Below are 26330 nucleotides of genomic sequence, written 5' to 3' on the forward strand. Positions count from 1 at the left end.
CCTTTCTTTACTCGTCATAAAACCGGTAGTAATCTAATAGTTTCTTCGCGAGCTCTTCACGAAATGCGCCAACGATACCGAGCATTCGAGAATATGGCATCCGCGTGGGTCCCAGAATCGCGATCATCCCCTGACCATGTTGGTCAACGTCATAGGTCGCCGTGATCAGACTGAAGTTTTGCAACGCATCGTTGGTCATTTCATTACCAATGCGTACGGAGATCTTATCGCTAGGTTGCCCCAGCACACTCGCAATGTCATCGGTCTTATCGATCAATGAATACAAGGACTTCAGTGAATCAACGTCGCTATCCTGAGAAAAGTTCAGTAGGTTGAGCCGCCCACCAACGTAGAACCGCTCTTGAGCGGCCCGCGTCAGCACATCGCCAAAGATATCCAAGAATCCTTGAGGACTCTGTAGATACTGCCCGATCTTGACGGGAATATCAGCCTGCAGCTTTCGTAAGACTTCCGGTAAAGTCAGTCCCACTAATTGGTCATTGATCAAACGGACCACAGCTTCGAGCTGCTCGCCATCAACGTCGCCGGCCACGTCAAACGTTTGGTTCTCCACGTCACCACTATCGGTGACCAGAATCGCCATAATTTGCCGCTTGCCTAAAGGCACTAACCGAAAACCGCTGAGACGACTATCCTTTAACTCCGGCTTCAACGTGAACGCCGTGTAACTCGTCAGGTTAGATAAGATTGTCGCGGATTGCGAAATAATTTCGTCAATCTTATGAAAATCGCCACCTAGTGATGACTGAATCACATCAATATCGTTCGGCCGTAGAGGATCGGGCTTAACCAGATGATCAACGTAATACCGGTAACCTTCGACCGAAGGAATTCGGCCGGAAGACGAGTGGGTCTTCTTAATCAGGCCCTGCTCTTCTAAGGCTGCCATCTCGTTACGAATTGTCGCTGAGCTTACGTGGATGGGTAACTGCTTGGCTAATGCCTTGGACCCCACCGGAACACCGGTATTGGTGAAGTCGCGGACAACGGCTCGCAGAATCATCATTTGTCTTTCTGAAAGCATCACAATCACCCCTTTTTTAGCACTCAAACTAATCAAGTGCTAAGACACATATATAATGTAGCAAAACCGGGTTTTGAAGTCAAGAAATCTGACAGGATTTTTAGCAATCTCTGCAATTAAGTGCTAATTTTCTTGTTTTCTGTGATGATTGCTGATAATTTCCGCAATTTCCGCCTGCGGCTGCCAAGGGTTCTGCCTGCTGTGGGGACGCTCCAGCCTGCGGAACGGGCTTCCGACTCAACTTGAAGCCACGGAAAACACGTGTCTTCAAGATTGCCCGTGCTGTAAACTGGCAAAAACCGCCAGTTAACACCACCTCCACGGCCGGCGCCACCCTTGGCCTCCTCCGGCTACGATTGTCGGTATCATCTACCCATCAGCTAAAAAATTTGATTTCACTTTTAATATGCTGAATAGCTACAGATAATATATCATGACCACAATATTTTCATTCAAAATACCTGTTAACCAGTCCCTAGCTTAACAAAAATTACCCGAGTTGCAATTATCTTCTCAAAACAAAAGAGCCCGGATAAAATTATCCAAGCTCCTGATTTATGCTGTGCTTAAATGACCTAATCCGCGGCAACCTGGGAGAAATAATCCCGCGTGGCTGTTTCGTCCTTCTTGAGTTGGACGATCAGCCCCTCTGCGGAATCAAACTTCACTTGCCCCCGCAAACGGTGATGCCACTCAACTTCAACGTTTTCGCCGTAGAGGTTCCCCTGATAGTCCAGAAGATTCATCTCCACCGTGATTGGCCGATTGTCGCCGAAAGTATCGTTACGTCCCACGGAAATCATGCCGGGATACCAGATGGCCCCAACTTTTAAGCGTGCCGTGTAGACCCCAATACCTGGCAGCCATTCGTTCTCTGGTGTCAGGACGTTGGCCGTCGGATAGCCAATGGTTCGGCCCCGTGCCTCACCATGAACAACGACTCCGGTCGACCGGTACAGGTAACCCAGCAGGGCATTCGCCGTATCGACATCGCCCGCCTTCATGGCTGCTCGAATCCGGGTCGAACTGATTTTTTTCTCATCGCCGGTCTCCTCAGCCACCGTCTCAACATCGAAACGTCCCTGCGCGTAGGCAGGCAACAGATCCATCGTGGCGACGTCTTTCTTACCGTAAGTGTGGTCAAATCCAGCCACCGCTGTTACCGTGTGAAAGGCCACTAAGTAGTTGTCAACGAATTCCTGAGGCTTCTGTGCCGCGAATTCACCCGTGTAACTGACCAAGAAGACCCGGTCAACACCCAAGCGATCGAGCTGTTGTAGCTTGCGTTCGGGGGTACTCAGGTACTTGCGGTCATCGCCCTCTAGGGGCCGGTAAACCAGCGAAGGATGGTGATCATAGGTCAACACCGCCAGTTTGACGTGTTTAGCCGTAGCGAGCGTCTTAGCCCGTCTGATGACCGCTTGGTGCCCCCGGTGAACACCATCAAAGAATCCCATGGCCAAAACGACCGGGTCCGCCGGAATCTGACGGGGATCCAACGGGTGATGTATACGAATAACTTCCATTACGAGACGCCTCTTTCTTAACGCTTAATTCACCGTAAACATTTTCAACGGCTTGTATTGCTTTTTTTCGGGAAGATACTGGTACAGGCACTTCGTCTGGTCCTGATACGTCAGAGCCACGATAGGTGCCGTACTGCCAACCTGCTCTTCATCCAGGAACACGCCGTTCTTTACGAGACCCCAGAGCCGCTCTGACAACGCCACGTGCGGGTAATCTCGCAAAGCGTAGTCGATGGGCCGTAGAATTTCGGAAAGGTCCTCAGCGGCCATCGCAGCGGCCACCTGGTCCAACGTCACCGTCTGGTCCAGGTCAAAGCCACCACTCTTGAGCCGCGTTAACGAGGCCATCACGGCGGGTACGCCCAGCTGCCGACCGAGGTCGACGGCGAGCGTCCGCACGTAAGTCCCTTTAGAACAAGCAATCTCAAATGCAATCGTCTGGGTACCCTGTTCGGCATCAAACTGACCGTCATCGACCAAATCAAAGGCCAATACGGTAATCGTCCGCGTTGGCCGCTCAACGGTCTCTCCGGCGCGCGCGTACTCATAGAGCCGGCGACCGTTCACCTTCACTGCGGAAAACATCGGTGGTGTCTGCTGGATGGTGCCAGTCAGCGTTGCAGCTGCTTGAAGCAGTTTAGCGCGATCAAATGGCCTTGTCAAAGGTTGGCGGTCAATGACCTCACCGTCCAAATCCTCCGTAGTCGTTGCCAGACCCAGCGTGACCGTCCCCTTGTAGACCTTTCCAGAGGCCATAAGGTACGGGACGACCTTCGTTGCACTCCCAATACAGATGGGTAGGACCCCATCCACACTCGGGTCTAACGTGCCACTGTGGCCGACCTTCTTCGTATGCAGAATATGGCGCAACTTCGCCACACAGTCAAAACTCGTGAGGCCGCGTTCCTTATAAAGTGGGATAATCCCATCCATCTTCGTTTCCTCCGTTTCGTGTTGCCCTAATTAATCGTTACTTGGTAAAAGCTAAAATTGAATTCTAACAGTAAGGTAGTCGTATCCAATCACCTGCGGCTGCCAGAGATTCCGGTGTCTGTGGGGACCGCCTGCGGCCTGAGAAACGGTCCTCCGGCTCGGTTTGAAGCCCGACAAAAATCGTCGATCTCCAAACACGTCCCACGCTGTAAGCTGATTCTCAGCTAACACCGTCGTCACAGCTGCCTCCACCTCTGGCCTCCTCCGGTTACGACTATCTTTTGCCAATAAAATTGATTCCAACATCGTTAAGACGACAGTAACCATCCACAATAGTTGATTACACACTAAATGATGGCATATTCAAGCTCTAATCAAAACCCGGCAAATATTGCCAGTACCATAGCCGGAGGATGTCAGAGATGGCGCCAGCCGTGGTTGTCAGATAAATTGGCGCATTGGGCCAATTTATCTGACAGGACGATTTGAAGATTCGTTGCTTTGTACGAAGCTTCAAGTCGAGGAGCAAGACCGCTCTTTGGCTTGTTCCGGTCCACACAGCGGCAGAATCTCTGACATCCGCAGGCGTCTCACTTTCAGCATTTGCCGGTAGTAACGAAAAAGAGGCGCTGATCCGCTTGGATCAACGCCTCCCTCAAACACCGTGAGCAACTACTCGCGGCGGTGTAGATCATTCAGCAGTTCATCGATATGACTTCCGTAACGCACGGAAGAGTCCTGTTCAAAGTTCAACTCAGGCGTCTTGTAGATGCTTAAGCGTGAACCCAGTTCAGACCGAATCAGACCCGTAGCCTTGTTCAGACCTTGTTGCGTCTTTTCCGCTGAAGAAGCCTTGTCCGATAAAATACTGTAGTAAATCGTTGCCTGCTGCAAGTCACCTGTGACTTCCACGCCGGTAACGGTGACGCCCTCGACCCGGGGATCGCGGACACGTTTTAGGAGAATATCCGTAACTTCCCGCTGGATTTCTTGTTCCAACCGGCCAACTCGATATTGTGCCATGACGTTTGCCTCCGATTTTTATTTAACGGGAACTTCCTTCATGATGTAGGCTTCGATCACATCGTCCACCTTAATATCATTGAAGTTCTCGATAGTTAATCCTAATTCATAACCCATCTTAACTTGCTTGACGTCATCCTTGAAACGCTTCAAGCTACCAAGCTTACCTTCGTAGATGACCACGCCGTCACGGATTAACCGGACGTCGGCGTCAGCCGTCACGTAACCTTCAGTAACCATCCCACCGACGATTGTCCCAACCTTGGAAGCATGGAAAATGTTCTTAACTTCGATTTGGCCAGTAACTTCTTCTTCGTAGGTAGGTTCCAGCATCCCCTTCATCGCCGTTTCGATTTCATCGATGGCGTTGTAGATGACGTTGTGTAAGCGGATGTCGACCTTGTCGCTATCGGCTTGAGCCCGTGCTTGTGGCGTAGGCCGCACGTTGAACCCAATGATGATGGCGTCTGAGGCTTCAGCTAAGGTAACATCACTTTCGTTAATCGCACCAACGGCGGAGTGAATGATGTTCACCCGTACACCGGAGACGTCGATCTTTTGCAAGCTACCTGCCAAGGCTTCAACGGAACCTTGAACGTCAGCCTTGATGATCACGTCAACTTCCTTCATTTCGCCTTCCTTGAGGGAGTCGAAGAGGTTGTCTAACGTAACGTGACTGGTGTTCTTACGTTCTTGAACCAAGGCTTCCTTAGCCCGTTCTTCACCAGCGGCCCGAGCCGTCTTTTCGTCGTCAAAGACCACGAAACGATCCCCAGCTTCTGGTACATCGCTCAACCCAGTGATTTCAACTGGTGTTGATGGCTTAGCTTCCTTGATCCGACGGCCACGTTCGTTGGTCATCGTCCGAACCTTACCAAAGGTATTCCCAACAACGATTGGGTCACCCACGCGTAAAGTTCCTTGTTGAACCAGTAAGGAAGCGACAGAGCCACGTCCCTGGTCCAAACTAGCTTCGATGACGGAACCAACCCCGTTTTGTTCTGGATTAGCCTTTAATTCCAACACTTCGGATTGCAGGAGAATCATGTCGAGCAATTCGTCGATGTTCTTCCCAAACTTCGCAGAGATTTCAACGAAGATGGTATCGCCACCCCAGTCTTCTGGAATCAATTCGTATTCCGTCAATTGTTCCATGACGTGGTTCGGGTTAGCGCCTGGCTTATCAATCTTGTTGACAGCCACGATGATTGGCGTGCCGGCAGCCTTCGCATGGTGAATGGCTTCGATGGTTTGTGGCATCACACCATCATCAGCGGCAACTACCAAGACCGTAATATCGGTGATTTCAGCACCACGCGCACGCATTTCAGTAAAGGCCGCATGCCCTGGTGTATCTAAGAAAGTAATGGACTTGTCGTTGTAATGGACTTGGTAGGCACCAATGGCCTGCGTGATCCCACCGGCTTCACCCTCGGTAATGTGAGAGTGACGCAGGTGATCCAACAACGTCGTCTTCCCATGGTCAACGTGTCCCATGATGGTTACAACTGGTGCACGAGTTTCCAAGTGATCCGTATTCGCCATTTCAGCATCGAAGAACTTATCGATGTCGGTCACGTCAACTTGAACCTTTTCTTGTGCTTGGATGCCATAGTCATCGGCTAAGATTTCAATGGTGTCCTTGTCCAAGGATTGGTTCTGGTTGACCATAACACCCAACATGAAGAGCTTCTTCACGATTTCAGCTGAAGAACGGTGTAAGATCTTGGCTAAGTCTTGAGCGTTCATGCCGTCCGTATAGACTAATACATCTGGTAAAGCCTTGTTCTTCCGTTCTGGAGCGCCCTTGTGCTGGTTCGTGTCTTTGATCCGTTGGTTCTTCTTGTAACGGTTGTTATTGTTATTATTACGGCGGCGATTGTTGCGGTTGTTCCGGTTATTCCGGCCCCCACGACTATTTCCGTTGCTGCTGCCACGCCGGCCATTGCTATTATTTGTATTATTATTCAAGCTTCCACCAAATCTGCCGGTCCCGGAATTGTGTTGCTCAGTGTGATTACTTCCGGACTGGCCATTATTATTTTTTTTATTGTTATTCGTCGTACGTTGTTGGCTACGATTACTGTTGTTGCCACTATTGGACCGCTGGTTAGAGGTGTGATTGCCGCCATTAGCCGATTGGTTACCACCATTATTGCTGTGGTTGCCATTGTTGGTTGGACGGTTGCCCCCATTCGACCGATTGCCATTGCTCTGTGAAGCAGACTTCTGACTAGTCGTCTTGGGATGATCACTCTTCTGACCTGCAGGCCGAGCCGCTTGCATCGTCGCAGGTTGCTTAGCAGGCTTAGCACTAGGTGTCGTTGCCTTGCCAGCAGACTTCTTGCTAAATGCTTCGCGGAGCTGACGTTCTTCGTTCTCGCCGAGCGTTGACATGTGGTTTTTCACCGGAAAGCCCTTTGATTCGGCTTTCGCAATGATCTGTTTACTGGAGACATTAATTTCTTTGGCGAGTTCATAAATTCGCTTTTTCCCCATATCTTCACACTCCTTTGTATTCTGCCGATCACGAGAACGTCAGGCGGCTACTTAGCAAGTAATTGTTGTAACTTCCGGACGAACCCCGGATCGGTGATTGCGATGACCGTGCGCGCCGACCCAATGGCCGTGCTCAACTGGTCCTTCGTAAAGTCCTCGTTTAATTGGACGTCATAGCTCGCCGTCTTATCCCGGAACTGCTTCTGACTGGTCTTGCCGGCATCATTTGCCATTAAAACCAGCTTAGCTGAGCCGTCTCTGACCGCTGCCATAACGAAGGATTCGCCGGTGACCAGTTTACCTGCCCGCCGAACCAATCCTAAAAGTTGTAAAGCGCGATCGGGATTAGTCATTGTCGAATAATTCCCGTCGAGCTTGTTGATGATCTACGTAAGCAATTAAGTCATCGTAGAAGTCATCTGGAACCTTCACGTCAAAGACGCGATCGAAGGTCCGTTCCTTCTTGGCCCGCTTCGCAATGTCCACATCTAAAGCAATGTAGGCACCACGACCGGATTGCTTACCGGTAGGGTCAACGCTAACTTCCTGTTCCTGGTTTCGAACAACCCGAACCAGTTGCTTCTTAGGCGCCATTTCCCCAGTCACAATATCCTTGCGCATAGGGACTTTCCGTTGTTTCATGGGACCAAACCTCCTTTAGATGGGTGCTATTCAGCTGACGAAGAATCGTCAGTAGTTGACTCGCTAGCTGCTGAATCTGTGGCGTCATCATCGTTAGCAGCTACATCGGTCGCGTCGTCAGCGACTTCATCGCTAACTGGTGCGTCTTCCGTCACTGGGGCGTCGTCAACAGACGTATCTGCTGCGGTGTCGTCAGTGGCAATGGGCGCATCATCGTCAGCTGCTGGTTGTGCATCAGCAGTCTGATCAGCTTCCATTATAGCAGATGCTTCGGATTCTGATTTAATATCGATCTTGTAACCGGTCAACTTAGCGGCTAACCGGGCATTTTGACCCCGCTTACCGATGGCCAAGGACAGTTGATAGTCTGGCACGATGACTTGACAAGCCCGTTCGTTGTTTGGATCAAAGATGACATCCAGAACTTCGGCAGGGTTCAGGGCGTTGGCGATAAACTTCGCTTCGTCATCCGTCCATTCCACGATATCCATGTTTTCACCGCCAAGTTCATTGACGATGGTTTGAACCCGTTGCCCACGAGGACCAACACTAGTCCCCACGGGATCAATGTCGGGGTTGTTCGAACGAACAGCCACCTTGGCCCGGTCACCGGCTTCACGCGCGATAGCCATGATTTCAACGGTGCCATCAAAGATTTCAGGAACTTCTTGTTCGAACAGACGCTTCAACAAGTCAGCGTTCGTCCGGCTAACAAAGACCTGAGGACCCTTCGTGGCATTTTCCACCCGCGTCACGTAGACCTTGATCCGGTCATGAATCCGATACGTTTCGTTAGGCATCTGGTCTTGGTGGCCCATAACGGCTTCGACCTTACCTAAGCTCACGTAAACGAAACGGGAATCTTGGCGTTCAACTTCACCGGTGATGATTTCATTCTCATACTGGCTGTATTGATCGTAGATGATGTTCCGTTCGGCTTCACGAACCCGTTGCAAGATAACTTGCTTAGCGGTTTGAGCGGCGATCCGGCCAAAGTTCTTAGGGGTCACTTCGAACTTGATGTCATCACCAATTTCGTAGCCCTTGCTGATGGCTAAAGCGTCATCTAAGCCAACTTCCAAGCGTGAATCATAGACTTGGTCAACGACCTTCTTCACGGCAAAGACGTGAATGTCACCCTTCTTTTGGTCGAATTGCACTTCAACGTTTTGGGCTTGGTCGTAATTGCGCTTGTAAGCAGAAACTAGGGCTGCTTCCAAGGCGTCGATAACGACTGATTTCTGGATACCCTTCTCCGTCTCAAGGACGTCAAGGGCACCTAATAATTCTTTACTCATGTTGTGTTTCGCTCCTTATTTAGTTAGAACTTGATGGCTAACCGGGCTTGGGCAATCGCATCGCGTGGAATGGTCAACGTCTTGATGCGTCCCTTTAAATTAACGGTTAAGTCCAAAGCATCGTCACGTAACTCTTCCAACGTGCCTTCGTAAACTTTACTTTGACCAATCTTTTGGTATAGGGAAACGTGGATGTAATCTCCCACGGCCCGTTCAAAATCTTCCGGCTTCTTCAATGGGCGTTCTGCACCAGGTGAAGAAACTTCGAGGAAGTAGGCTTGGGGAATGGGATCTGGATCGATCGCGTCCAGTTGTTCGGACAGCTCATCACTCACCATCGCACATTCTTCAATGTTAATACCACCGGGCTTGTCAATGTAGACCCGCAGGTACCAGCCTTTACCTTCCTTGACAAATTCAACGTCTACTAATTCAAACTGATGTTGCGCCACGATTGGCCGGGCCAGGTCCGTCACGGTCTCAACGACTGTACTCAAAGAATTCCGCCTCCTACATTTTTCCATTAAAAAGAGTGAGCATGGACTGCTCACTCATTTAAAAAACGAGTTTAACTACAAAGCTTACTTTACTACAGTTCACGCGGGATTGCAACCATTGTGCCATCTACTGTTCGCAGGTGAACAGGAGCAAAATGAATCCCGCAATCGTAATGAATTCAAAAACCAATAAGTTTAACCGATTCAATGCCATTTCCTTCAAGCTGATTGCTTTGACTATGGTCAGAATAAACGCAATCAGGAAATAACCAATGACGACTGCCAAGAATGGCACCGCCGCGACAGTTGATACCAAGCCAAACAACACATAACCTAAACCAATCAAACAATAGCCTGCCAGAAACATCCAACCGTCTGGTAATCGTGCAAACCGCTGTAGCATGGTGAACACCCGCTTTCGTTAAAGTTTAGTAATGGTTCACTGATTCCTCACCATTATTGTACCATAATTTAGCGTTTTTGTAAGCGCTTACCACGTTATTAATCCTGATAAACGCGGGTTTTGCGTGGCGTTCGTTCACCGGAGTTCCTAATTAGGCAGGTTAGTTGTGAAACCAACGTCTGCGGCTGCCAGGGATTCTACAATTTTGAAGCTCTAAGCGTGTCTTCCTCTGGCTAGACTAGTTTCTGTTTACTAACGTCCTCCCGAAAAACACTCAGCAGTCTCACTCCCCACAACAAATTCATGACTAAAACGAAATTTCAATTAATTACCAAAAGAATGAGACAAATTCCTCCAAAATTACATTAGTAATAAGTAAGGGGACCTTTCCACTGAACACGGGTACAAATTACAAAAAGGTCCATCACCTAGCCATTTAACTAAAGTGATGGACCTCATATTTTTAACATTTCCTAACAAAGCACGCTTCTTAGCATCGCCAATCAGCTAAATGACCACTCTTGATGTCACCATCAACCTTGAGCTACCGCAATTCCAGCCGCAGGGCCGGTGAAAATGGGCTCAGCTGTGGGAATTCTCTTGGCGGCTATGCCGCTTAGAGAATTGGTGCCTTTGAAACTCGGTTTTCAGAGGTTCAAAGCAAGTCCAGAGACCGCTTCTCGGCTCTGGACGTCCGCCCTCAGCGTCACGGCCCGATTTTCACCGGCCCGGAGGCACAATCAGTGCCCAATAGTTGCAGGTTACATCATGTCATCGAATAGGCTGAGTTGGTTCTCGTCTGGTAACCCAGCGAGCACACCGTTTTCCGTCATGAAGTCGATCAAGGTCTTCGAGACCTTCCCCCGCTTAGCGAGGTCTTCCTTGGAAATAAACGGCCGGTCGTTCCGGGCTGCCACAATCTGCTTGGCCACGTTCAACCCCAGTCCAGGAGCCGCCTTGAATGGTGCGATCAACGTGTTACCGTCGATGATCCATTCCGCAGCATCGGACTTTTCGAGGTCGATCATCTTGAATTCGTAGCCCCGTTCCAACATCTCGTTGGCGAGTTCGAGCACCGTCAAGAGGTTCTTATCCTTGGTGGAAGCGTCCATCCCCTGGTCATTGATGGCCTTCATGGCCGCCTTGACCGCGGATTTTCCCTGTGACATGGCCACGACATCGAAGTCGTCAGCCCGTACGGAGAAGTACGCTGAATAGTAGATGATTGGGAAGTAGACCTTGAAGTAAGCCACCCGCAATGCCATCAGCACGTAGGCAGCGGCATGGGCCCGTGGGAACATGTACTTGATCTTCAAACAAGAATCAATGTACCAGTCGGGACAGTCCGTTGCCTTCATCTTTTCCTGCCATTCGTCCGGGATTCCCCGGCCCTTCCGCACGTGTTCCATGACTTGGAAGGACGTTTCGGAATCGAGGCCGAAGTTGATCAAGTCGGTCATGATGTTATCACGACACCCAATCACGTTGGCGATGGTGGCGGTTCCGGCCTTGATCAACTCTTCGGCGTTCCCCAACCACACATCGGTCCCGTGAGACAGGCCGGAAATTTGAAGCAGTTGTGAGTAGTTCTTCGGATGTGTTTCTTCCAGCATCCCCCGGACAAAGCGCGTCCCAAATTCGGGCACACCCAGCGTCCCGGTCTTGGACTGAATCTGTTCCGGCGTGACGCCCAGTGAATCTGTTCCGGAGAACAGTGCCATGACACCCGGATCGTCCATTGGAATGGTCTGCGGGTCAACCCCGGACAAATCTTGTAACGTCCGGATCATGGTTGGATCATCATGTCCCAGAATATCGATCTTCAAAATGTTATCGTGAATCGAATGGAAATCAAAGTGGGTCGTTTGCCAAGCAGCGTTTTGATCATCGGCTGGGTACTGGATCGGCGTAAAGTCGTAAATATCCATGTAGTCCGGCACAACGATAATCCCGGCTGGATGTTGCCCAGTGGTCCGTTTGACCCCGGTGGCACCCTTAGCCAAACGATCAATCTCGGCACCTCTAAAGGTCTGCTCCGTATCCCGTTCGTAGGCCTTCACGTACCCGTAAGCCGTCTTGTCGGCAACCGTCCCAATCGTTCCGGCCCGATACACATTCTTCTCGCCGAACAACACCTTGGTGTAGTTATGGGCGATTGGTTGGTAGTCCCCAGAGAAGTTCAAATCAATATCGGGGACCTTGTTTCCCTTGAATCCTAAGAAAGTTTCGAACGGAATGTTATGACCGTCACCGATCATCAAGGTACCACACTTTGGGCAATTCTTTTCCGGTAAATCATAGCCGGAACTGTACTCACCCTTGGTGTAGAACTTGGAATACTGACAGTTTGGGCAACGGTAATGTGGCGGCAGCGGGTTCACTTCGGTAATCCCAGTAAACGTCGCGACCACACTGGACCCAACGGACCCCCGGGACCCAACTAAGTACCCGTCCTTATTGGACTTGGCTACCAGCCGTTGGGCAATCAAGTAAATTACGGAGAACCCGTTCCCAATGATCGATTTCAGCTCTCGGTCAACTCGGTGTTGGACTAGTTCCGGTAGCGGATTACCGTACCACGCGTGTGCAGTGTCCATGGTCCGTTGACGAATTTCGTCTTCGGCCCCTTCCATCCGTGGTGTGTACAGCTTGTCCTTTAACGGGTGAACCTCATCAACGTCGTTCGCAATCTTCTGCGTATTGGTGACCACGATTTCCTTGGCCGTGTCTTCACCAAGATAGGCAAAGTCGTCCAGCATTTCGTTGGTCGTCATGAAGTGCGCATCGGGTAACTCCTGACGGTTGAGTGGGTTGGCCCCACCTTGGGAATGAATTAAAATTTTACGGTAAATATAGTCCTCGGGGTTCAAATAGTGCACATCCCCGGTAGCGACGACCGGCTTGTTCAGGTCGTGACCGAGTTGCACCATGTTACCCACGATTTCTTCCAAATTGGATTCGTCAGCAATCAGGCCCGAGTCAATCAACGGTTGATAGGCCGCCTTAGGTTGAACTTCGAGGTAGTCGTAGTATTTGGCCTTCGCCGCAGCTTCGACCTGACCCTTTTGCATCATCGCGGTGAAAACTTCACCGGATGAACAGGCCGACCCGACGATAATCCCCTCGCGATAGTGGTCGAGCACGCTCCGTGGTACTCGTGGCACCCGGTAGAAGTAATCCACGTTGGACGCTGAGACTAATTTGAACATATTCTTCAACCCGGCCTGGGTCTTCGCAATCAGGATGGCATGGCTCGGTCGCGCGTGTTTATACGCATCGTTATCGGTCATGTGATCGTTGAGCTGATCGTGATACTGAATGTCATAGCGGTCCTCTGCGTCCTTCAAGAACAGGTAGTTCAAGTGACCCGTGGACTCGGCATCGTAGACGGCCCGGTGATGGTGCTCCAGGCTGACGTGGAACCGTTTAGCCAGCGTGTTCAACCGGTAACTCTTCAGCGTTGGGTACAGGAAACGCGCCAACGTCAAGGTATCGATGATTGGATTGCTGATCTCTGACATGCCGTGATGCTTGTAGCCAGTGTTCATGAACCCCACATCGAAGGTCACGTTATGCCCAACGATGATTGCATCGCCACAGAATTCGCGGAACAGTTTGAAGACTTCTTCCTCGGACTTGGACCCCGCCACCATATCATCGGTGATACTGGTCAGGTTCGTCGTCTGCTCGGACAATGGGAACCCGGGATCGATGAACTCTTCGAACTGAGCAATCACGTTCTTGTGTTCCATCTTGACGGCAGATAGTTCAATCACCTTGTCATAGATGGCAGACAACCCGGTGGTTTCCACGTCAAAGACGACGTAAGTGGCGCCGTCTAATGGCACGTGTTCACTGTTATAACCGATAGGCACCCCGTCATCCACGAGATTCGCTTCGACCCCATAGAGCATCTTAATACCCGCCTTGGCCCCCGCGTTAAACGCCGCAGGGAATCCTTGAAGGTCAGAGTGATCGGTGATGGCCAGCGCCGGCATCCCCCACTTTTTCGCCTGACTGACGTAATCCCCGATTGGATTGGTAGCGTCCATCTGACTCATCGTGGTGTGCAGGTGTAATTCGACTCGTTTTTCGTCGGCAGGTGCCGTGTCTTGCCGACTGGCATGCTTAACTTCATTGATATCGTAGGCGTTCAGGGCCAGGTCACGCATGAAGCTGTCTTCTTGGACGCTCCCACGAACCTTGACCCAGCTTCCCTCTTCAACCCCGGCAAATTGGGCTTCGTCTTCAGCACCGCGCGAGAACTTCTTCACGACGATAGAAGATGTATAGTCGGTAATCTTGATGGTCAGCAGTTGCCGACCGGAACGTAATTTCCGAACTTCCTTGTCGAAAATGTATCCTTCAACAATGACGGATCGCTCTTCCTGGGTGATATCGACCATGCGCATCGTTGGCTGATCGCCCTTGATGGCCTTCCCAATCTGGGTGGGACCACTGGCAGCTTGAACGTCGCCATTGCTTTGACTGGCACGCTTCTGGTTAGCCTTTTCAATCGCCACCGCTGCCTGCTGGGCTAACTGAGCGTCGGTCTTTTCCTGTCGTGCCTTGAACTCGTCGATCTTGGCCTGTGACTTGGACTCGTCGACCATCACGTGGATGTTAAACTTCGGAAAACCAGCCTGACGGTAAGTATCCTCGATTGGCCCCAACGCCTGGTTGGCCAAGAAGTTTTTCACGACTTCATTTTGAGCGTATAACAGAACCCGGCCGTCCGGATCGAGTTGTGGGACCTGGGATTGGCAGAGTTCCTGAACTAGATTACTGGTCAGGCCACTGTTCTTCACGACCCATTCCCAGTAATCACCCACGAGGCGGTTGGTCAGTTCGGGCTGATCGACTTCGATACTAGCCTCCACCGTCGCAATCTCTCGAAAAGCAATCTGAAGGTGATTGTGAAATTCCACAAAGGCTGTCAGCGGTAAAATACTGGGCATTTTAAGGAAAAAGTGCCAGCGCCGTGACTGTTCGTGAACGGTCAACCGGTCGATCGTGGCCGTTTGGTAGTACGGCTGGTTGGCCGCACCGGACAAATCTAGTTGTTGTAATAATTTTTCAAATAATGCATGGCGATCTTCGTCCACAAGCGAACTCCTTTCACACTGTCTGAATCTCTTCTTATCTCTATTTTTCATTGGTTACTGATGGTTGCGAGAAACTTTCGCCTGCGGTTGCCAGGGATTACACCTGCTGTGGGGCCGCCTTCAGCCCAAGAACGGGCTTCCGGCTCGACTTGAAGCCGCGTAAAAACCACGCGTCTCCAAGTTCGTCCCATGGACTAGGCTGACAAAAGACGTCAGCCAAGACCATCGACACGGCTGGCTCCATCCCTGACCTCCTCCGGCTAGGCTTGCTCTTAACCATGACATTAACTCAATATCAAAGCTCATTTTATCATTTGAAATAGTGGTCAACCTTTTGACTGGTTTGAAAGTATCGAATTAAATCTGCCTTCCAAAACTTGGCTGAATTTAAGCTCCATACCAGCCATCAGCAAAGTATCAGCTAACTGCTGGTCTTGCATCGACCACTAACAGTTTAAGGCAACGACCCATCTTAGCCGCAGGCTGTCAGGAGCGTAGCCGGCCGTGTCGATGGCGTTAGGACGGGCGCTTGGTTCTCCCCGTTCTTACGGCATGGGACGAGCTTGGAAACTCGCGCACTTCAGCGAGGTTTCAAGTCGAGGTGAAATACCGCTTCTCAGGATTTCACCGGTCCCCACAGCAGGCGCAGCTCCTGACAGCCACAGGCGAACAGCCCCAACCTAACTTTAACCGGTTAGTCAAAAGACTAAAAAGACCAGCCGCTAGCTGGTCTTTCGGTAAGCTAGTCGATGTCTTTAAAGAGGATTTCCACAGTACTTGCGACTTCATCCTTAATAACTTCGACCGTTTCACCAGTCTTTCTGATCTTGATTTCAACGATACCTTCGCCGGCCTTCTTACCGATCGTGATGCGAACCGGAATCCCCATCAAATCAGAATCAGCAAACTTCACACCGGGACGTTCCTTCCGGTCATCAGTCAGCACACGGTAGCCCTTAGCCGTTAACTGTTCTTCCAGTTCAGCGGTCAGGTTGGCTTGGTCTTCCTTCTTCAGGTTGACGGGGACCAAGTGAATGTCAAATGGCGCAATGTTCCGTGGCCATACCAGACCATTTTCGTCGGCTTGTTGTTCGGCAATGGCTGACAGCAACCGACTCACACCGATACCGTAAGACCCCATGACAACGGGCTTTTGACGACCGCCCTCGTCCAGAACAGTCGCGCCCAAAGCATCGGAGTAACGCGTCCCCAGCTTGAAGATGTGACCAATTTCAATTCCCTTGGTGAACTTCAGCACACCGGCACCATCTGGTGACAGATCGCCCGGTTGCACTTCACGGAAGTCAGCATAGGCATCGACCCGGAAGTCACGACCAGCGTTGGCGTTGATGTAATGATGACCATCTTCATCGGCACCCACGGTCACGTTGACCATGTCGCCCACGTATTGGTCGGCCAAGATTTTAACATCTTCCCCCACACCTACAGGACCCAGGGAACCAAAGTTGGCCCCCAGGAACTGCTTGGCTTGATCTGGCGTTGCGGGATCTAAGAAGTCAGCGTCCAAGTAGTTTTTCAGCTTGGTTTCATTAACTTCATGATCGCCACGAACCAGTACCATCACAGGTTGTTCCTTGTTGGCCACGTAGAGCATGCTCTTGACCAATGTGGATGGCTTAACATCCAAGAATTCGGCAACTTCATCAATTGTCTTGGCCCCTGGCGTCGCAATCTTTTCCATTTCTTCCGGTTGGGCGTGGGACTTCTTGCTAATGAAGAGGCTCCGTGCCATTTCTAGGTTAGCCGCGTAGTCAGAAGAGTCGGAGTAAACAATCGTGTCTTCACCCACTGGCGCAATAGCGGAGAATTCCTTGGAATCCTTACCACCCATGGCACCACCGTCACCAACGATAGCCCGGTAGTTCAAGCCAACGCGGTCAAAAATATTTTCATAGGCGTGTTCCATTTGTGAGTAAATCCGGTCGAGATCTTCATCGTTGATGGTAAAGGAATACCCATCCTCCATGATAAATTCACGGCCACGCAACAACCCATAACGGGGACGATCTTCATCCCGGTACTTCGGTTGGATTTGGTACATCACTAATGGCAACCGCTTGTAGGACTTAACCGCGTCGCGAACCAGCATCGTAAACGTTTCTTCATGGGTTGGCCCCAGAATAAAGTCACTGTCATGACGGTTCTTCAGCTTGAATAAGTTTGGACCATACGTTTCGTAACGGCCGGATTCTTCCCACAGTGAGGCAGGTAAGATGGCTGGCATCAAGGTTTCAACCGCGTCAATCTTTTCCATTTCCTCACGGATGATCTTTTCGATATTTTCTAAGACCCGGTAGGCCAGTGGCAAGTAGGCGTATACCCCTGCAGTCACTTGGCGAATGTAGCCGGCCCGCAACATCATTTGATGGCTCAGGGCCTCAGCGTCATTCGGCACCTCTTTCAAAGTTGGAATGAGTAATTTCGATTGTTTCATAGTCAAATATTCCCTTCTCGTTACATCCCTATTTTGCTAGTGAATAAAGTAGCGTTCGATGTCGTTCCAGGTCACCAGTAACATCAAGATGACTAAGAAACCGACACCGACCAGCGTAATTCCCGCTTCCACATTTTCAGAAAGGGGCTTGCGCCGGATAGCTTCAATAAAGTTCAATAATATTTTACCACCATCTAAGGCTGGAATTGGTATTAAATTGACAATTGCCAAGTTGATCGACAGGAAAGCCAGGAAGTTAAGCACGCCGACCAATCCAAATTTAGTAGCTTGAGAGGTCGTCGCAAAGATAGCAACTGGCCCACCCAAATCGTTTAGACTAAAGTGACCGGAAACCATATTCCAAAGCGCCCCGAAGAGTGCCTTGGTCATGGTCCAGGTCTGCGTGAACCCGGAAGCCAGAATGGGCCCGATGTGCTTGTTCTGCGCCTGGGTAATCCCGATCATCCCGACCGTCTTACCATTGGATTGCTCGCCCTTAGGCGTCAACGTCAATGTCTTCTTGGTGTTACCACGTTGAATGACAACCTTGGTGGCCTTGTTGGCGCGCGGCTGGATAGCCGTACTCAACGCTGTCCAGTCCTTGGTCTTTTGGCCATTCACCGACAAGATCTTGTCGTTATTCTGAATGCCAGCCTTCTTGGCAATGGATACCGGTGCACTCGCCACTTGAACCTGATTGGTCCCCATGGCGACCCCACCTTGCACGAACGACATCAACATGAACGTCACGATGGCCAAGATGATATTGTTCATCGGCCCCGCGAAGTTGGTCATGAGACGCCGGCCTAACGAAGCCGCTTGAAATTGCACATCCTTAGGCGCAATCTGCAGTTCGGTCCCATCAGTCTCAATAATGGTCGCATTGTGCGCAACCGGGTAACGCTTGACCTCGGACTCATCACCATTCTCATAACCCTCGATCCAGAGTTCATCCTCCAGATCGGAGCCAGTGATTTCAACCGGAATTCCGTTAAATAACGTCGATTTCTTGCTAGCATTGATCCGTTCGACCTGGTCATCCTTACCTAGATACAGGCTGACCGGCGTCCCGGGCTTAATCTCATCCTCGTCGTCTTCGGCGCCCGCCATGCGGACGTATCCCCCGACAGGCAACAGACGGAGCGTATAAGTCGTGCCGTCCTTCCCACGCCGGTAAAACAGCTTGGGGCCCATCCCGATAGAGAATTCTCGAACCAAGATACCACCACGCTTGGCAAAGTAAAAATGCCCAAACTCGTGGACTATGACCAGAATCCCAAAGACGATAATAAAGGTAATAATCGTTGTAATCACAGCTGTCGTCCCTTCTACTGTTCGACTTGATCCTACGTTTTTTTAACTGCTGTATAGCATACCTTAACCACCCCAAAGGGCGCAAGCGAACAGCAAAACTAAAGGTTAAAAATCATCGCCTACGGCTGCCAGGGGTTCTGCCGCTGTGGGGAACGCCTGCTGCCCGAGAGACGTGGGCTTCCAGCTCGGTTTGAAACCTCACTTAAACCCGTGAGTTTCCAAACACGCCCCGTGATGTAAGGTCGGGAAGAACCGACCACCTGATCTAACATCACTATCACGGCTGGTGCCACCCCTGTCCTCCTCCGGCTAAGCTAACTTTGAACCATAAGTCATAGCTTAGTCAGACTTAGCTAAGCGGTAATCAATCTACCCAACTCTGCAATAGTTAAGGATAGTATGAATTTATCAGTTATTAACGCTTAAATCAGGCCAAACAAATGAATGACTGGCAGAACTAACAGTAAGCTATCAAACCGGTCCAAGATGCCACCGTGCCCCGGCAAAATCTTCCCGGAATCTTTGACGCCGTAATAACGTTTGAGGGCAGATTCAACCAAGTCACCGAACTGACCCACAACGGAGAAGATCAGCGTCAAGATGATCATGACAATTAGACTGTAGTGCCCAATTGGGAAGAAGTACCAGAAGACACTGCCGACAATTGTAGCCACCAGTGAGCCCCCGATGGACCCTTCCCAAGTCTTGTTGGGACTGATGTGCGGTGCCAGCTTGTGTTTTCCAATCTTTCGACCAATCATGTAGGCGCCGGAATCCGTGGTCCACACGATAAACAACGCATACAATAAAGCCACGAGACTAACAGCCCGTGCTGCAATGAAGAAGTGAAACCCAATCCCGATATACAGCATACTCAGGGTAATCATCCCGGCATCATCAAATGAGAAACGGTTCTTGGAGACCACCGTCCGCAATAATAAGAGCAGGACAAACAAATAAACGATGTACCAAGAATCCAGGAAATGAGGCAGATCTGCCCACCAACCCTGCGGTGCAATGACCAGTAAGATCCCGATACCCGAGATAAAGGCTTCAGGACTCACTAATAATTTCTTCCGCATAATTAAAACTTCTGACAAGGCCACCAGGCCCAGTGCAAAGGCGGCGATGTCGACCCAGATACCCCCTTCAACAATAATGGGGATAAAGATAATCAGGGCAACGACAGCCGTTATAACCCGTTGTTTCATATTACAAACTCCTCAATGTTCTCAATTTTTGGTTGTATCAGTCGCAGGATTAAGCCCACCAAAGCGCCGATGACGCTGCTGATACGTGTAAATAGCTTGTTCTAGCGTTGCTTGATCGAAGTCCGGCCAATGTTCTTGCATGAAGACAAACTCGCTGTACGCGACCTGCCAGAGCATGAAATTCGACAGCCGTTCTTCGCCACTGGTCCGAATTAACAGATCGGGATCGGCTAACTCGGCCAAGTCTCCGGTCATCAACTGCTGGCCAAGCATGTCCGCGGTAATGTCTGCTGGCGCCAATTGACCGGCCTGCACCTGAGCAGCCAGCCGTTGCGTTGCCGTGACCAGTTCGGCCCGGCCACCATAGTTCAACGCGAAGTTCAACACCATACCGGTACAGTCTGCTGTATCTGCAATTGCGTCACGAACCGCTTTTTGGGTGGCGGCTGGTAATTGGTCAGTGTAACCCATGACCTTCACCCGAATATTGTTCTTAACCAAATCGGGGACAAACGTCCCAAAGAAGTCGACCGGCAACTTCATGAGGTAGTTGACCTCAGTAGATGGCCGCTTCCAATTCTCCGTGGAGAAAGCATACAGGGTGAGCACCTTAACGCCTAAGTGGCTGGCTGCCTTGGCAACCGTCTTCACCGTATTCATCCCCTGCTTGTGACCAGCAATGCGGGGTAAATGCCGCTGCTGGGCCCACCGTCCATTGCCATCCATGATAATCGCGATATGGGCGGGAATATTTTGCTCGTCCAACTGGCGCTCCGTGACCTCGCCCGTGGCTTGATCTTTATTTAAAAATGAAAACACTGCGCACCTCCGTTGTTTTCTAGGTTCATCTCTACAACCTCTCATCATAACAAAAAAAGGGCCGGGAAACTATCCCGGCCCCCAAATTGAGCAAATCTTTAGCTTTTGACCGGAATTACTCGATTAACCGCCATTCACCGCGTTTAGCGTCAACCAACGTTCCGAAGTAGCTCAGAAGATTGTTGGCATCGTCAGCACTCGTTTGGCCCAAGAGGTTCAAGCCTTCACCAGTTGGCAGTGGATCTGAGAGATCAGTAATTTCGTTACCATTCTCGATAGTAGCCTTAGAGAACGCCACGATCCAGTCGTCCCCAATTAATTGGGTAACGACGAAGAATAAGTTGAAATCGTCACTAACGTATGCAGGTTGTGCATAAACGCCATCCTGAATCTGTTCCAATTCTGCCCCGTTGTAGTTCAACACGGAAATATTTTCAGCGTTAACTGGGTTGTTCAGACGGAAAACCATCTTCCCAAATTGCTCAGTACCAGGGGTAATTTCAACGTTATCTTGGTTATTTTGGTTATCTTCTGCCATTCTTAAACGCTCCTTACTCAATTGGATTAGTCCGTTAAGACTTCTTTTTCTTTGTCTGCCGCAATTGCGTCAACACCCTTGATGGCCTTATCCGTTGCTTTTTGGACTTGGTCCTCCAAGTTGTGTAAGTCATCATCGGTGTAGTCGCCATTCTTGTGGCCCTTCTTAACGCTGTCCATAGCATCGCGCCGGACGTTCCGGACAGCGACCTTGCCTTGTTCAGCGGTAGCCTTAACTTGCTTGGCAATTTCCTTACGGCGTTCTTCGGTCAGTTGTGGAATCACTAACCGCAGTGCAGTCCCATCGTTAGCTGGCGTGATTCCCACGTCAGATTCCAAGATACCCTTTTCGATATCTTCGAGGGCGGACTTGTCATAAGGCGTCACCATCAGTACCCGTGGTTCAGGAATGGTGATGGAGGCCACTTGGTTCAATGGTGTTTGAGCACCGTAATAATCCACAGTGACCCGGTTCAAAATGCTAGCATTGGCACGGCCGGCACGAATCGTCCCGAGTTCCCGTTTCAAAGCTTCTTCGGCCTTTTTCATCCGACTCTGTGCATCTGTAATAATCTGATCTGCCATATCTATTTTCCCCTAACTGTAGTCCCGATATTCTCGCCTTCAACGACCTTGCGAATGTTACCAGTCTCATTGAGGTTGAACACGACAAATGGGATGTCATTATCCATCGAAAGTGAACTAGCCGTCGTATCCATGACGTGCAGGCCCTTGTTGATGATGTCCAATTGCGTTAATTGGTCAAACTTAACGGCATCTGGATCCTTGTTAGGATCGGCGGAGTAGATTCCATCGACCCCGTTCTTTGCCATTAAGATAGCATCAGCGTTGATTTCCGCCGCCCGTAAAGCAGCCGTCGTATCCGTGGAGAAGTACGGACTCCCCGTACCCCCAGCAAAGATAACAACGCGTTCCTTCTCCAAGTGCCGGATGGCCTTACGCCGAATGTACGGCTCGGCAATCTGCCGCATCTCAATAGAAGTTTGAACCCGCGTTGGGACGCCAATCGACTCTAGGTTGTCTTGTAAGGCTAACGCGTTCATGATGGTCGCCAGCATGCCGATGTAGTCGGCTTGGGCGCGTTCCATGCCCATTTGCTCACCAGAGACACCACGCCACATGTTACCGCCACCAACCACAATAGCGATTTGAATGCCCAAATTATAGACACTCTTAACCTCTTCCGCTACGGTTTTAATCACAGGCGGATTAATCCCAAAACCCTTGTCGCCGGCCAAGGCCTCGCCACTCAGTTTTAGCATAATCCGTTTATACTTTACGTCCGCCATTGTGTTTCCTCCTATTGTATTCTGACAATAATTCTATCATATTCCCCGGGCTAGTGATAGTCAGGGGTTACGAATTACCACATTTCGCTAAAAATATATGAAAAAAGCGTAGCCTCCAACCGGAATCTACGCTTTTTTACTGAAATTAGCCGTTGATTTGGTCGTTAACTTCCTTGGCCAAGTCACTCTTAGGCTTTTCGATACCTTCGCCAACTTCGTAACGAACAAAGTTAACTAACTTGCCACCCTTGCTGGCAACAAATTGGCTGACAGTTTGGTCGCCATCCTTAACGAATGGTTGGTCAGCTAAGCTGATTTCGGATAAGAACTTGTGCAGACGGCCTTCGACCATCTTTTCAACGATCTTTTCAGGCTTGCCTTCGTTCAAGGCTTCTTGCTTCAAGACTTCACGTTCGTGAGCTAAACGATCAGCTGGAATGTCGTCCTTAGAAACGAATTCTGGGTTGATCGCAGCAACGTGCATGGCAACGTCCTTGGCAGTGGCTTCGTCAGCGCCTTCCAAGACAACAACAGCAGCGATTTGGCCACCTTGGTGTAAGTATGAACCGAATACTTGACCGTCAGTCTTCTTAACAACAGCGAAACGACGTAATTGAACGTTTTCACTGGTGATTTGCGTGGTCTTTACGATAGCATCGTTTAACGTGTCGCCATCAGTCGTCTTCAATGCTAAAGCAGCATCCAAGTCAGCTGGTTGTTGTGCGGCAATCGTGTCAGCAACAGTGTCAACTAAAGCGTTGAACGTGTCGTTAGTTGCCACGAAGTCGGTTTCAGAGTTAACTTCGATGATGGCAGCGGTGTTCCCACTAACCTTCACACGAGCTAAACCGTTAGCAGCAACGTTGCCACTCTTCTTCTTTGCCTTAGCGATACCCTTTTCACGCAGGAAATCGATGGCTTTGTCCATGTCGCCTTCGGAAGCAACGAGGGCCTTCTTAGCATCCATCATCCCAACTTGGGTCTTGTCCCGTAATTCTTTAACTTGTGCTGCAGTGATTTTGCTTGCCATGTGTAATGGCCTCCTTTTGAATTCATCTAATTCAGCAAAAAAGACTGACTCAATCTCAGGCCATTATCGGTCCTAAACATTAAGCCAGCCTAAGGTGCTTTAAATCTTATATTTGGAAAGTGTCAGAATGACACCTTGCATTTAATTACTTGTTGTCGCCTTCAACGGCGTTAACGATGTCTTCCATCGAGTTGTCAGAAGCAGGCTTGTCGCCCTTCTTGTCAGCTGACTTCTTACCTTCGAACGTCTTTTCGTTGACTTGGTCTTCACCTTGACGGCCTTCAACGATAGCGTCAGCCATCTTAGAAGTGATCAGACGAACGGCACGGATAGCGTCATCGTTAGATGGGATAACCACGTCAATTTCGTCTGGGTCAGTGTTCGTGTCAACCATAGCAACGATCGGAATGTTCAACTTTTGTGCTTCGTGAACAGCGATTTGTTCCTTGCGAGGGTCAACGATGAACATAACGTCAGGCAACTTAGGCATATCTTCGATACCGCCTAAGAACCGTTCCAACTTGTCTTGAGACTTCTTAAGTAAGGAAACTTCCTTCTTAGGAAGAACATCAAAAGTACCGTCAGTAGCCATCTTCTTCAAAGACTTAAGACGCTTGATCCGAGTTTGGATGGTTTCCCAGTTAGTCAAAGTCCCACCTAACCAACGGTGGTTAACGTAGTATTGACCAGCACGGGTAGCTTCTTCTTCGATAGAATCTTGAGCTTGCTTCTTAGTCCCAACAAACAGAACAACGGCGCCTTTAGCAGCTTCGTCCTTCATGTAGTTGTAAGCAGCGTCAATCAACTTCACCGTCTTTTGTAAGTCGATGATGTAGATACCGTTACGTTCCGTAAAGATGTATTGCTTCATCTTTGGGTTCCAACGACGGGTTTGGTGACCAAAGTGGACACCGGCTTCGAGCAGTTGTTTCATTGAAATAACAGCCATGATAAAATGCCTCCAAATAGTTTTTGATTTCCTCCCCCACGATCAATTGACTAGAGAACTCGCAAGCGAGCACCCCTCCGGTCATCACGCGAGGTGTGAATTGGCGCATACGCACCGAAAGTAATTATACAAAACTACTGGCGCTAACACAAGCAAAAGTTAACAATTCCTGCGATTTCCTCCTCGATGGGCTACACCGATGGCGGCAGCGCCTTACCGGGAAGAGCAAATCGGCCGGGACGCGGTGGGCGGACGCCTAAAGCCAAAGAGCGGTCTTTAGGCTTGGGTCCAAGCCGCTAAGGTAAGTCCCACGGCTGAGCCGATTTTCTCCTCCCTCACGGCTGACATTGGTTTAGCCCACGTTATCTTCTCTGTTCTGCACAATTGTGAGTCCGAATAATTGTTGCAGTTTTGAATATTCCTTTTTCTTCCGCCTGCAATGAAGTCTGGGTACTTAATCGGTTTGTAAACTGGTCGTAAGAACATACCACTTGCTGAAAATAAGAAGCTCAGTGTGACCAGAAATGCTTGGTAACCGGAGGCCGCCAGGGGTGGCGCCAGCTGTGACAATGGCACTAAAATCAATTTCTAAACTCTTCCCCCACAAGAACGTCCTCATGCCTATAAGTGACCACCATCCCACTGGTTATAATGGATTGCCATCAATGCCACCAAGGTATCAGGCTCATCTACAACAGCCGTGAGGATAGGAAAAATAGGTCTAGCCGTGGGAATTGCCTTAGTGGCGATTCCTGCCGCTTAGGCAATTGGTGACTTTGAAACTCGTTTCTCAGAGGTTCAAGGTCAAGCCTGGAGACCGCCCTTTGGCCCCGGGTGTCCGCCCACAGCGTCACGGCCTATTTTTCCTATCCGGCAAGGCGCTTGCAAGGATCAATCTGAGACCTTACGTTGCTTTTATTTCCAGGTATGGTAAACTTCTTAGGCATAACTGAGGAGGAAACGAATATGATTAAAGCGGTCGTCTTCGATGTCGATGACACGCTCTATGATCAAAAAGCGCCCTTCGAGGCCGCCCTTGCGCCGATTTTAAATCTGCCGCAAGATTTTGATCTTAATGTGACCTTCCAGACTTACCGCCAACAGAGTGACCAGGCTTATGCCCAAGTCGCTGATGGCCGGTGGTCGCAACAGGAAATGGCCGTTAAGCGGCTCAACACCGCGCTTTTAGCCCAACAGTTGCCCGCAGTCGATGTCCAGTCAGCGCTTGATTTTCAACGCGCCTATACCACTGGTCTTCGCCAAATCGAGTTGTTCCCCGGACTGGAAACAGCCCTTGATCAACTCAGTGAGCAGTACCAATTGGGGATTATTACGAATGGCAATACGGATGCTCAGCTTGCCAAAGTCATGCAACTCCAGATGCACCGATGGTTGACTAGGGACGCCATCATCACCTCGGAGGAAGCTGGTTTTGCCAAGCCTGATCCCCAAATCTTCACGTTGATGAACCGCAAGCTTAACCTGCGGGCGAGTGAAGTTGCCTACGTTGGCGATAATTACAGCATGGATGTCAAAGCCGCCAAACAGGCTGGCTGGCATGCCTTCTGGTTTAATCATCGTAACTTAGAGATTCCAGACGGACAGTGGATTCCGGACCAAACGGTGACGGATTCATTCGAGCTACAGGATTTACTCCTGGCACTCACCGCTGCCTGCTCGGAAGCCTAAACGTTTCCATTATAAAAGCGTCGCGCAAATTGCGTGACGCTTTTT

At 50.0% G+C, this 26330-nt stretch carries 21 protein-coding genes; 1 reads left to right on the plus strand and 20 read right to left on the minus strand.

Annotated elements, in window-relative coordinates; translation table 11 throughout:
* Window positions 1-7: 7 nt before the first annotated feature.
* The 20 genes from hrcA to rpsB all read right to left on the minus strand — a co-directional run bounded on the left by hrcA (window position 8) and on the right by rpsB (window position 24596).
* Window positions 8-1045: a heat-inducible transcriptional repressor HrcA gene (gene hrcA / locus EKM73_RS00070; RefSeq protein ID WP_125699990.1), complete on the minus strand. Its 1038-nt coding sequence runs from the start codon at window positions 1043-1045 to the stop codon at window positions 8-10.
* A gap of 575 nt (window positions 1046-1620) precedes the next feature.
* A complete protein-coding gene (gene ribF, locus EKM73_RS00075; RefSeq protein ID WP_125699991.1) occupies window positions 1621-2571 on the minus strand; it encodes a riboflavin biosynthesis protein RibF in 951 nt (316 codons plus the stop codon).
* Window positions 2572-2595: 24 nt separating this feature from the next.
* Complete coding sequence (gene truB, locus EKM73_RS00080) at window positions 2596-3504, minus strand: tRNA pseudouridine(55) synthase TruB (protein WP_125699992.1); 909 nt, start codon at window positions 3502-3504, stop codon at window positions 2596-2598.
* Window positions 3505-4176: 672 nt separating this feature from the next.
* On the minus strand, window positions 4177-4527 hold the full coding sequence (gene rbfA, locus EKM73_RS00085; RefSeq protein WP_020088579.1) for a 30S ribosome-binding factor RbfA: 351 nt from the start codon (window positions 4525-4527) through the stop codon (window positions 4177-4179).
* Between the two features lie 18 nt (window positions 4528-4545).
* Window positions 4546-7026, minus strand: a complete 2481-nt coding sequence (gene infB, locus EKM73_RS00090; protein ID WP_125699993.1) for a translation initiation factor IF-2 — start codon at window positions 7024-7026, stop codon at window positions 4546-4548.
* A 47-nt stretch (window positions 7027-7073) separates the two neighbouring features.
* A complete protein-coding gene (locus EKM73_RS00095; protein ID WP_125699994.1) occupies window positions 7074-7379 on the minus strand; it encodes a L7Ae/L30e/S12e/Gadd45 family ribosomal protein in 306 nt (101 codons plus the stop codon).
* Window positions 7372-7668, minus strand: a complete 297-nt coding sequence (gene rnpM / locus EKM73_RS00100) for an RNase P modulator RnpM (RefSeq protein ID WP_125699995.1) — start codon at window positions 7666-7668, stop codon at window positions 7372-7374. Before rnpM ends, EKM73_RS00095 begins: the two co-directional genes overlap by 8 nt.
* Before the next feature lie 26 nt (window positions 7669-7694).
* A complete protein-coding gene (gene nusA / locus EKM73_RS00105; RefSeq protein WP_125699996.1) occupies window positions 7695-8966 on the minus strand; it encodes a transcription termination factor NusA in 1272 nt (423 codons plus the stop codon).
* A 23-nt stretch (window positions 8967-8989) separates the two neighbouring features.
* Entirely contained in the window at window positions 8990-9463 is a 474-nt protein-coding gene (gene rimP / locus EKM73_RS00110) for a ribosome maturation factor RimP (protein ID WP_125699997.1), read from the minus strand.
* A 127-nt stretch (window positions 9464-9590) separates the two neighbouring features.
* Window positions 9591-9866, minus strand: coding sequence for a hypothetical protein (locus tag EKM73_RS00115; protein WP_125699998.1), 276 nt, complete (start codon window positions 9864-9866; stop codon window positions 9591-9593).
* Between the two features lie 761 nt (window positions 9867-10627).
* Complete coding sequence (locus EKM73_RS00120) at window positions 10628-14971, minus strand: PolC-type DNA polymerase III (protein WP_125699999.1); 4344 nt, start codon at window positions 14969-14971, stop codon at window positions 10628-10630.
* A gap of 742 nt (window positions 14972-15713) precedes the next feature.
* On the minus strand, window positions 15714-17426 hold the full coding sequence (locus EKM73_RS00125) for a proline--tRNA ligase (protein WP_125700000.1): 1713 nt from the start codon (window positions 17424-17426) through the stop codon (window positions 15714-15716).
* Between the two features lie 36 nt (window positions 17427-17462).
* Window positions 17463-18740, minus strand: a complete 1278-nt coding sequence (gene rseP, locus EKM73_RS00130; protein ID WP_125700001.1) for an RIP metalloprotease RseP — start codon at window positions 18738-18740, stop codon at window positions 17463-17465.
* A 422-nt stretch (window positions 18741-19162) separates the two neighbouring features.
* Window positions 19163-19951 carry a phosphatidate cytidylyltransferase gene (locus EKM73_RS00140; protein WP_125700002.1) on the minus strand — a complete coding sequence of 263 codons (789 nt, stop codon included), beginning with the start codon at window positions 19949-19951 and terminating at the stop codon, window positions 19163-19165.
* A gap of 21 nt (window positions 19952-19972) precedes the next feature.
* Window positions 19973-20770, minus strand: coding sequence for an isoprenyl transferase (locus EKM73_RS00145; RefSeq protein ID WP_125700003.1), 798 nt, complete (start codon window positions 20768-20770; stop codon window positions 19973-19975).
* Window positions 20771-20885: 115 nt separating this feature from the next.
* On the minus strand, window positions 20886-21308 hold the full coding sequence (locus tag EKM73_RS00150; RefSeq protein ID WP_125700004.1) for a hypothetical protein: 423 nt from the start codon (window positions 21306-21308) through the stop codon (window positions 20886-20888).
* Window positions 21309-21334: 26 nt separating this feature from the next.
* Entirely contained in the window at window positions 21335-21892 is a 558-nt protein-coding gene (frr, locus tag EKM73_RS00155; protein WP_020088593.1) for a ribosome recycling factor, read from the minus strand.
* Between the two features lie 2 nt (window positions 21893-21894).
* Entirely contained in the window at window positions 21895-22617 is a 723-nt protein-coding gene (gene pyrH, locus EKM73_RS00160; protein WP_125700005.1) for a UMP kinase, read from the minus strand.
* Window positions 22618-22762: 145 nt separating this feature from the next.
* Window positions 22763-23647, minus strand: a complete 885-nt coding sequence (tsf, locus tag EKM73_RS00165; protein ID WP_020088595.1) for a translation elongation factor Ts — start codon at window positions 23645-23647, stop codon at window positions 22763-22765.
* A gap of 145 nt (window positions 23648-23792) precedes the next feature.
* Complete coding sequence (rpsB, locus tag EKM73_RS00170; RefSeq protein ID WP_125700006.1) at window positions 23793-24596, minus strand: 30S ribosomal protein S2; 804 nt, start codon at window positions 24594-24596, stop codon at window positions 23793-23795.
* 966 nt (window positions 24597-25562) lie between these two features.
* On the opposite strand from rpsB, the gene EKM73_RS00175 reads away from it, so the two are divergent.
* A complete protein-coding gene (locus tag EKM73_RS00175; RefSeq protein ID WP_125700007.1) occupies window positions 25563-26285 on the plus strand; it encodes an HAD family hydrolase in 723 nt (240 codons plus the stop codon).
* The last annotated feature ends 45 nt before the right edge of the window (window positions 26286-26330 follow it).

Source organism: Levilactobacillus fuyuanensis, assembly GCF_003946395.1.
In the GTDB taxonomy this organism is placed as follows: domain Bacteria; phylum Bacillota; class Bacilli; order Lactobacillales; family Lactobacillaceae; genus Levilactobacillus; species Levilactobacillus fuyuanensis.

Coding starts and splice junctions, on each gene's coding strand:
- nusA (WP_125699996.1), bottom strand. CDS start 8,966: ATGAGTAAAGAATTATTAGGTGCCCTTGACGTCCTTGAGACGGAGAAG.
- EKM73_RS00115 (WP_125699998.1), bottom strand. CDS start 9,866: ATGCTACAGCGGTTTGCACGATTACCAGACGGTTGGATGTTTCTGGCA.
- EKM73_RS00125 (WP_125700000.1), bottom strand. CDS start 17,426: ATGAAACAATCGAAATTACTCATTCCAACTTTGAAAGAGGTGCCGAAT.
- EKM73_RS00140 (WP_125700002.1), bottom strand. CDS start 19,951: ATGAAACAACGGGTTATAACGGCTGTCGTTGCCCTGATTATCTTTATC.
- frr (WP_020088593.1), bottom strand. CDS start 21,892: ATGGCAGATCAGATTATTACAGATGCACAGAGTCGGATGAAAAAGGCC.
- EKM73_RS00095 (WP_125699994.1), bottom strand. CDS start 7,379: ATGACTAATCCCGATCGCGCTTTACAACTTTTAGGATTGGTTCGGCGG.
- ribF (WP_125699991.1), bottom strand. CDS start 2,571: ATGGAAGTTATTCGTATACATCACCCGTTGGATCCCCGTCAGATTCCG.
- truB (WP_125699992.1), bottom strand. CDS start 3,504: ATGGATGGGATTATCCCACTTTATAAGGAACGCGGCCTCACGAGTTTT.
- rbfA (WP_020088579.1), bottom strand. CDS start 4,527: ATGGCACAATATCGAGTTGGCCGGTTGGAACAAGAAATCCAGCGGGAA.
- EKM73_RS00150 (WP_125700004.1), bottom strand. CDS start 21,308: ATGGCAGAAGATAACCAAAATAACCAAGATAACGTTGAAATTACCCCT.
- EKM73_RS00175 (WP_125700007.1), top strand. CDS start 25,563: ATGATTAAAGCGGTCGTCTTCGATGTCGATGACACGCTCTATGATCAA.
- rnpM (WP_125699995.1), bottom strand. CDS start 7,668: ATGAAACAACGGAAAGTCCCTATGCGCAAGGATATTGTGACTGGGGAA.
- pyrH (WP_125700005.1), bottom strand. CDS start 22,617: ATGGCGGACGTAAAGTATAAACGGATTATGCTAAAACTGAGTGGCGAG.
- tsf (WP_020088595.1), bottom strand. CDS start 23,647: ATGGCAAGCAAAATCACTGCAGCACAAGTTAAAGAATTACGGGACAAG.
- rpsB (WP_125700006.1), bottom strand. CDS start 24,596: ATGGCTGTTATTTCAATGAAACAACTGCTCGAAGCCGGTGTCCACTTT.
- hrcA (WP_125699990.1), bottom strand. CDS start 1,045: ATGCTTTCAGAAAGACAAATGATGATTCTGCGAGCCGTTGTCCGCGAC.
- infB (WP_125699993.1), bottom strand. CDS start 7,026: ATGGGGAAAAAGCGAATTTATGAACTCGCCAAAGAAATTAATGTCTCC.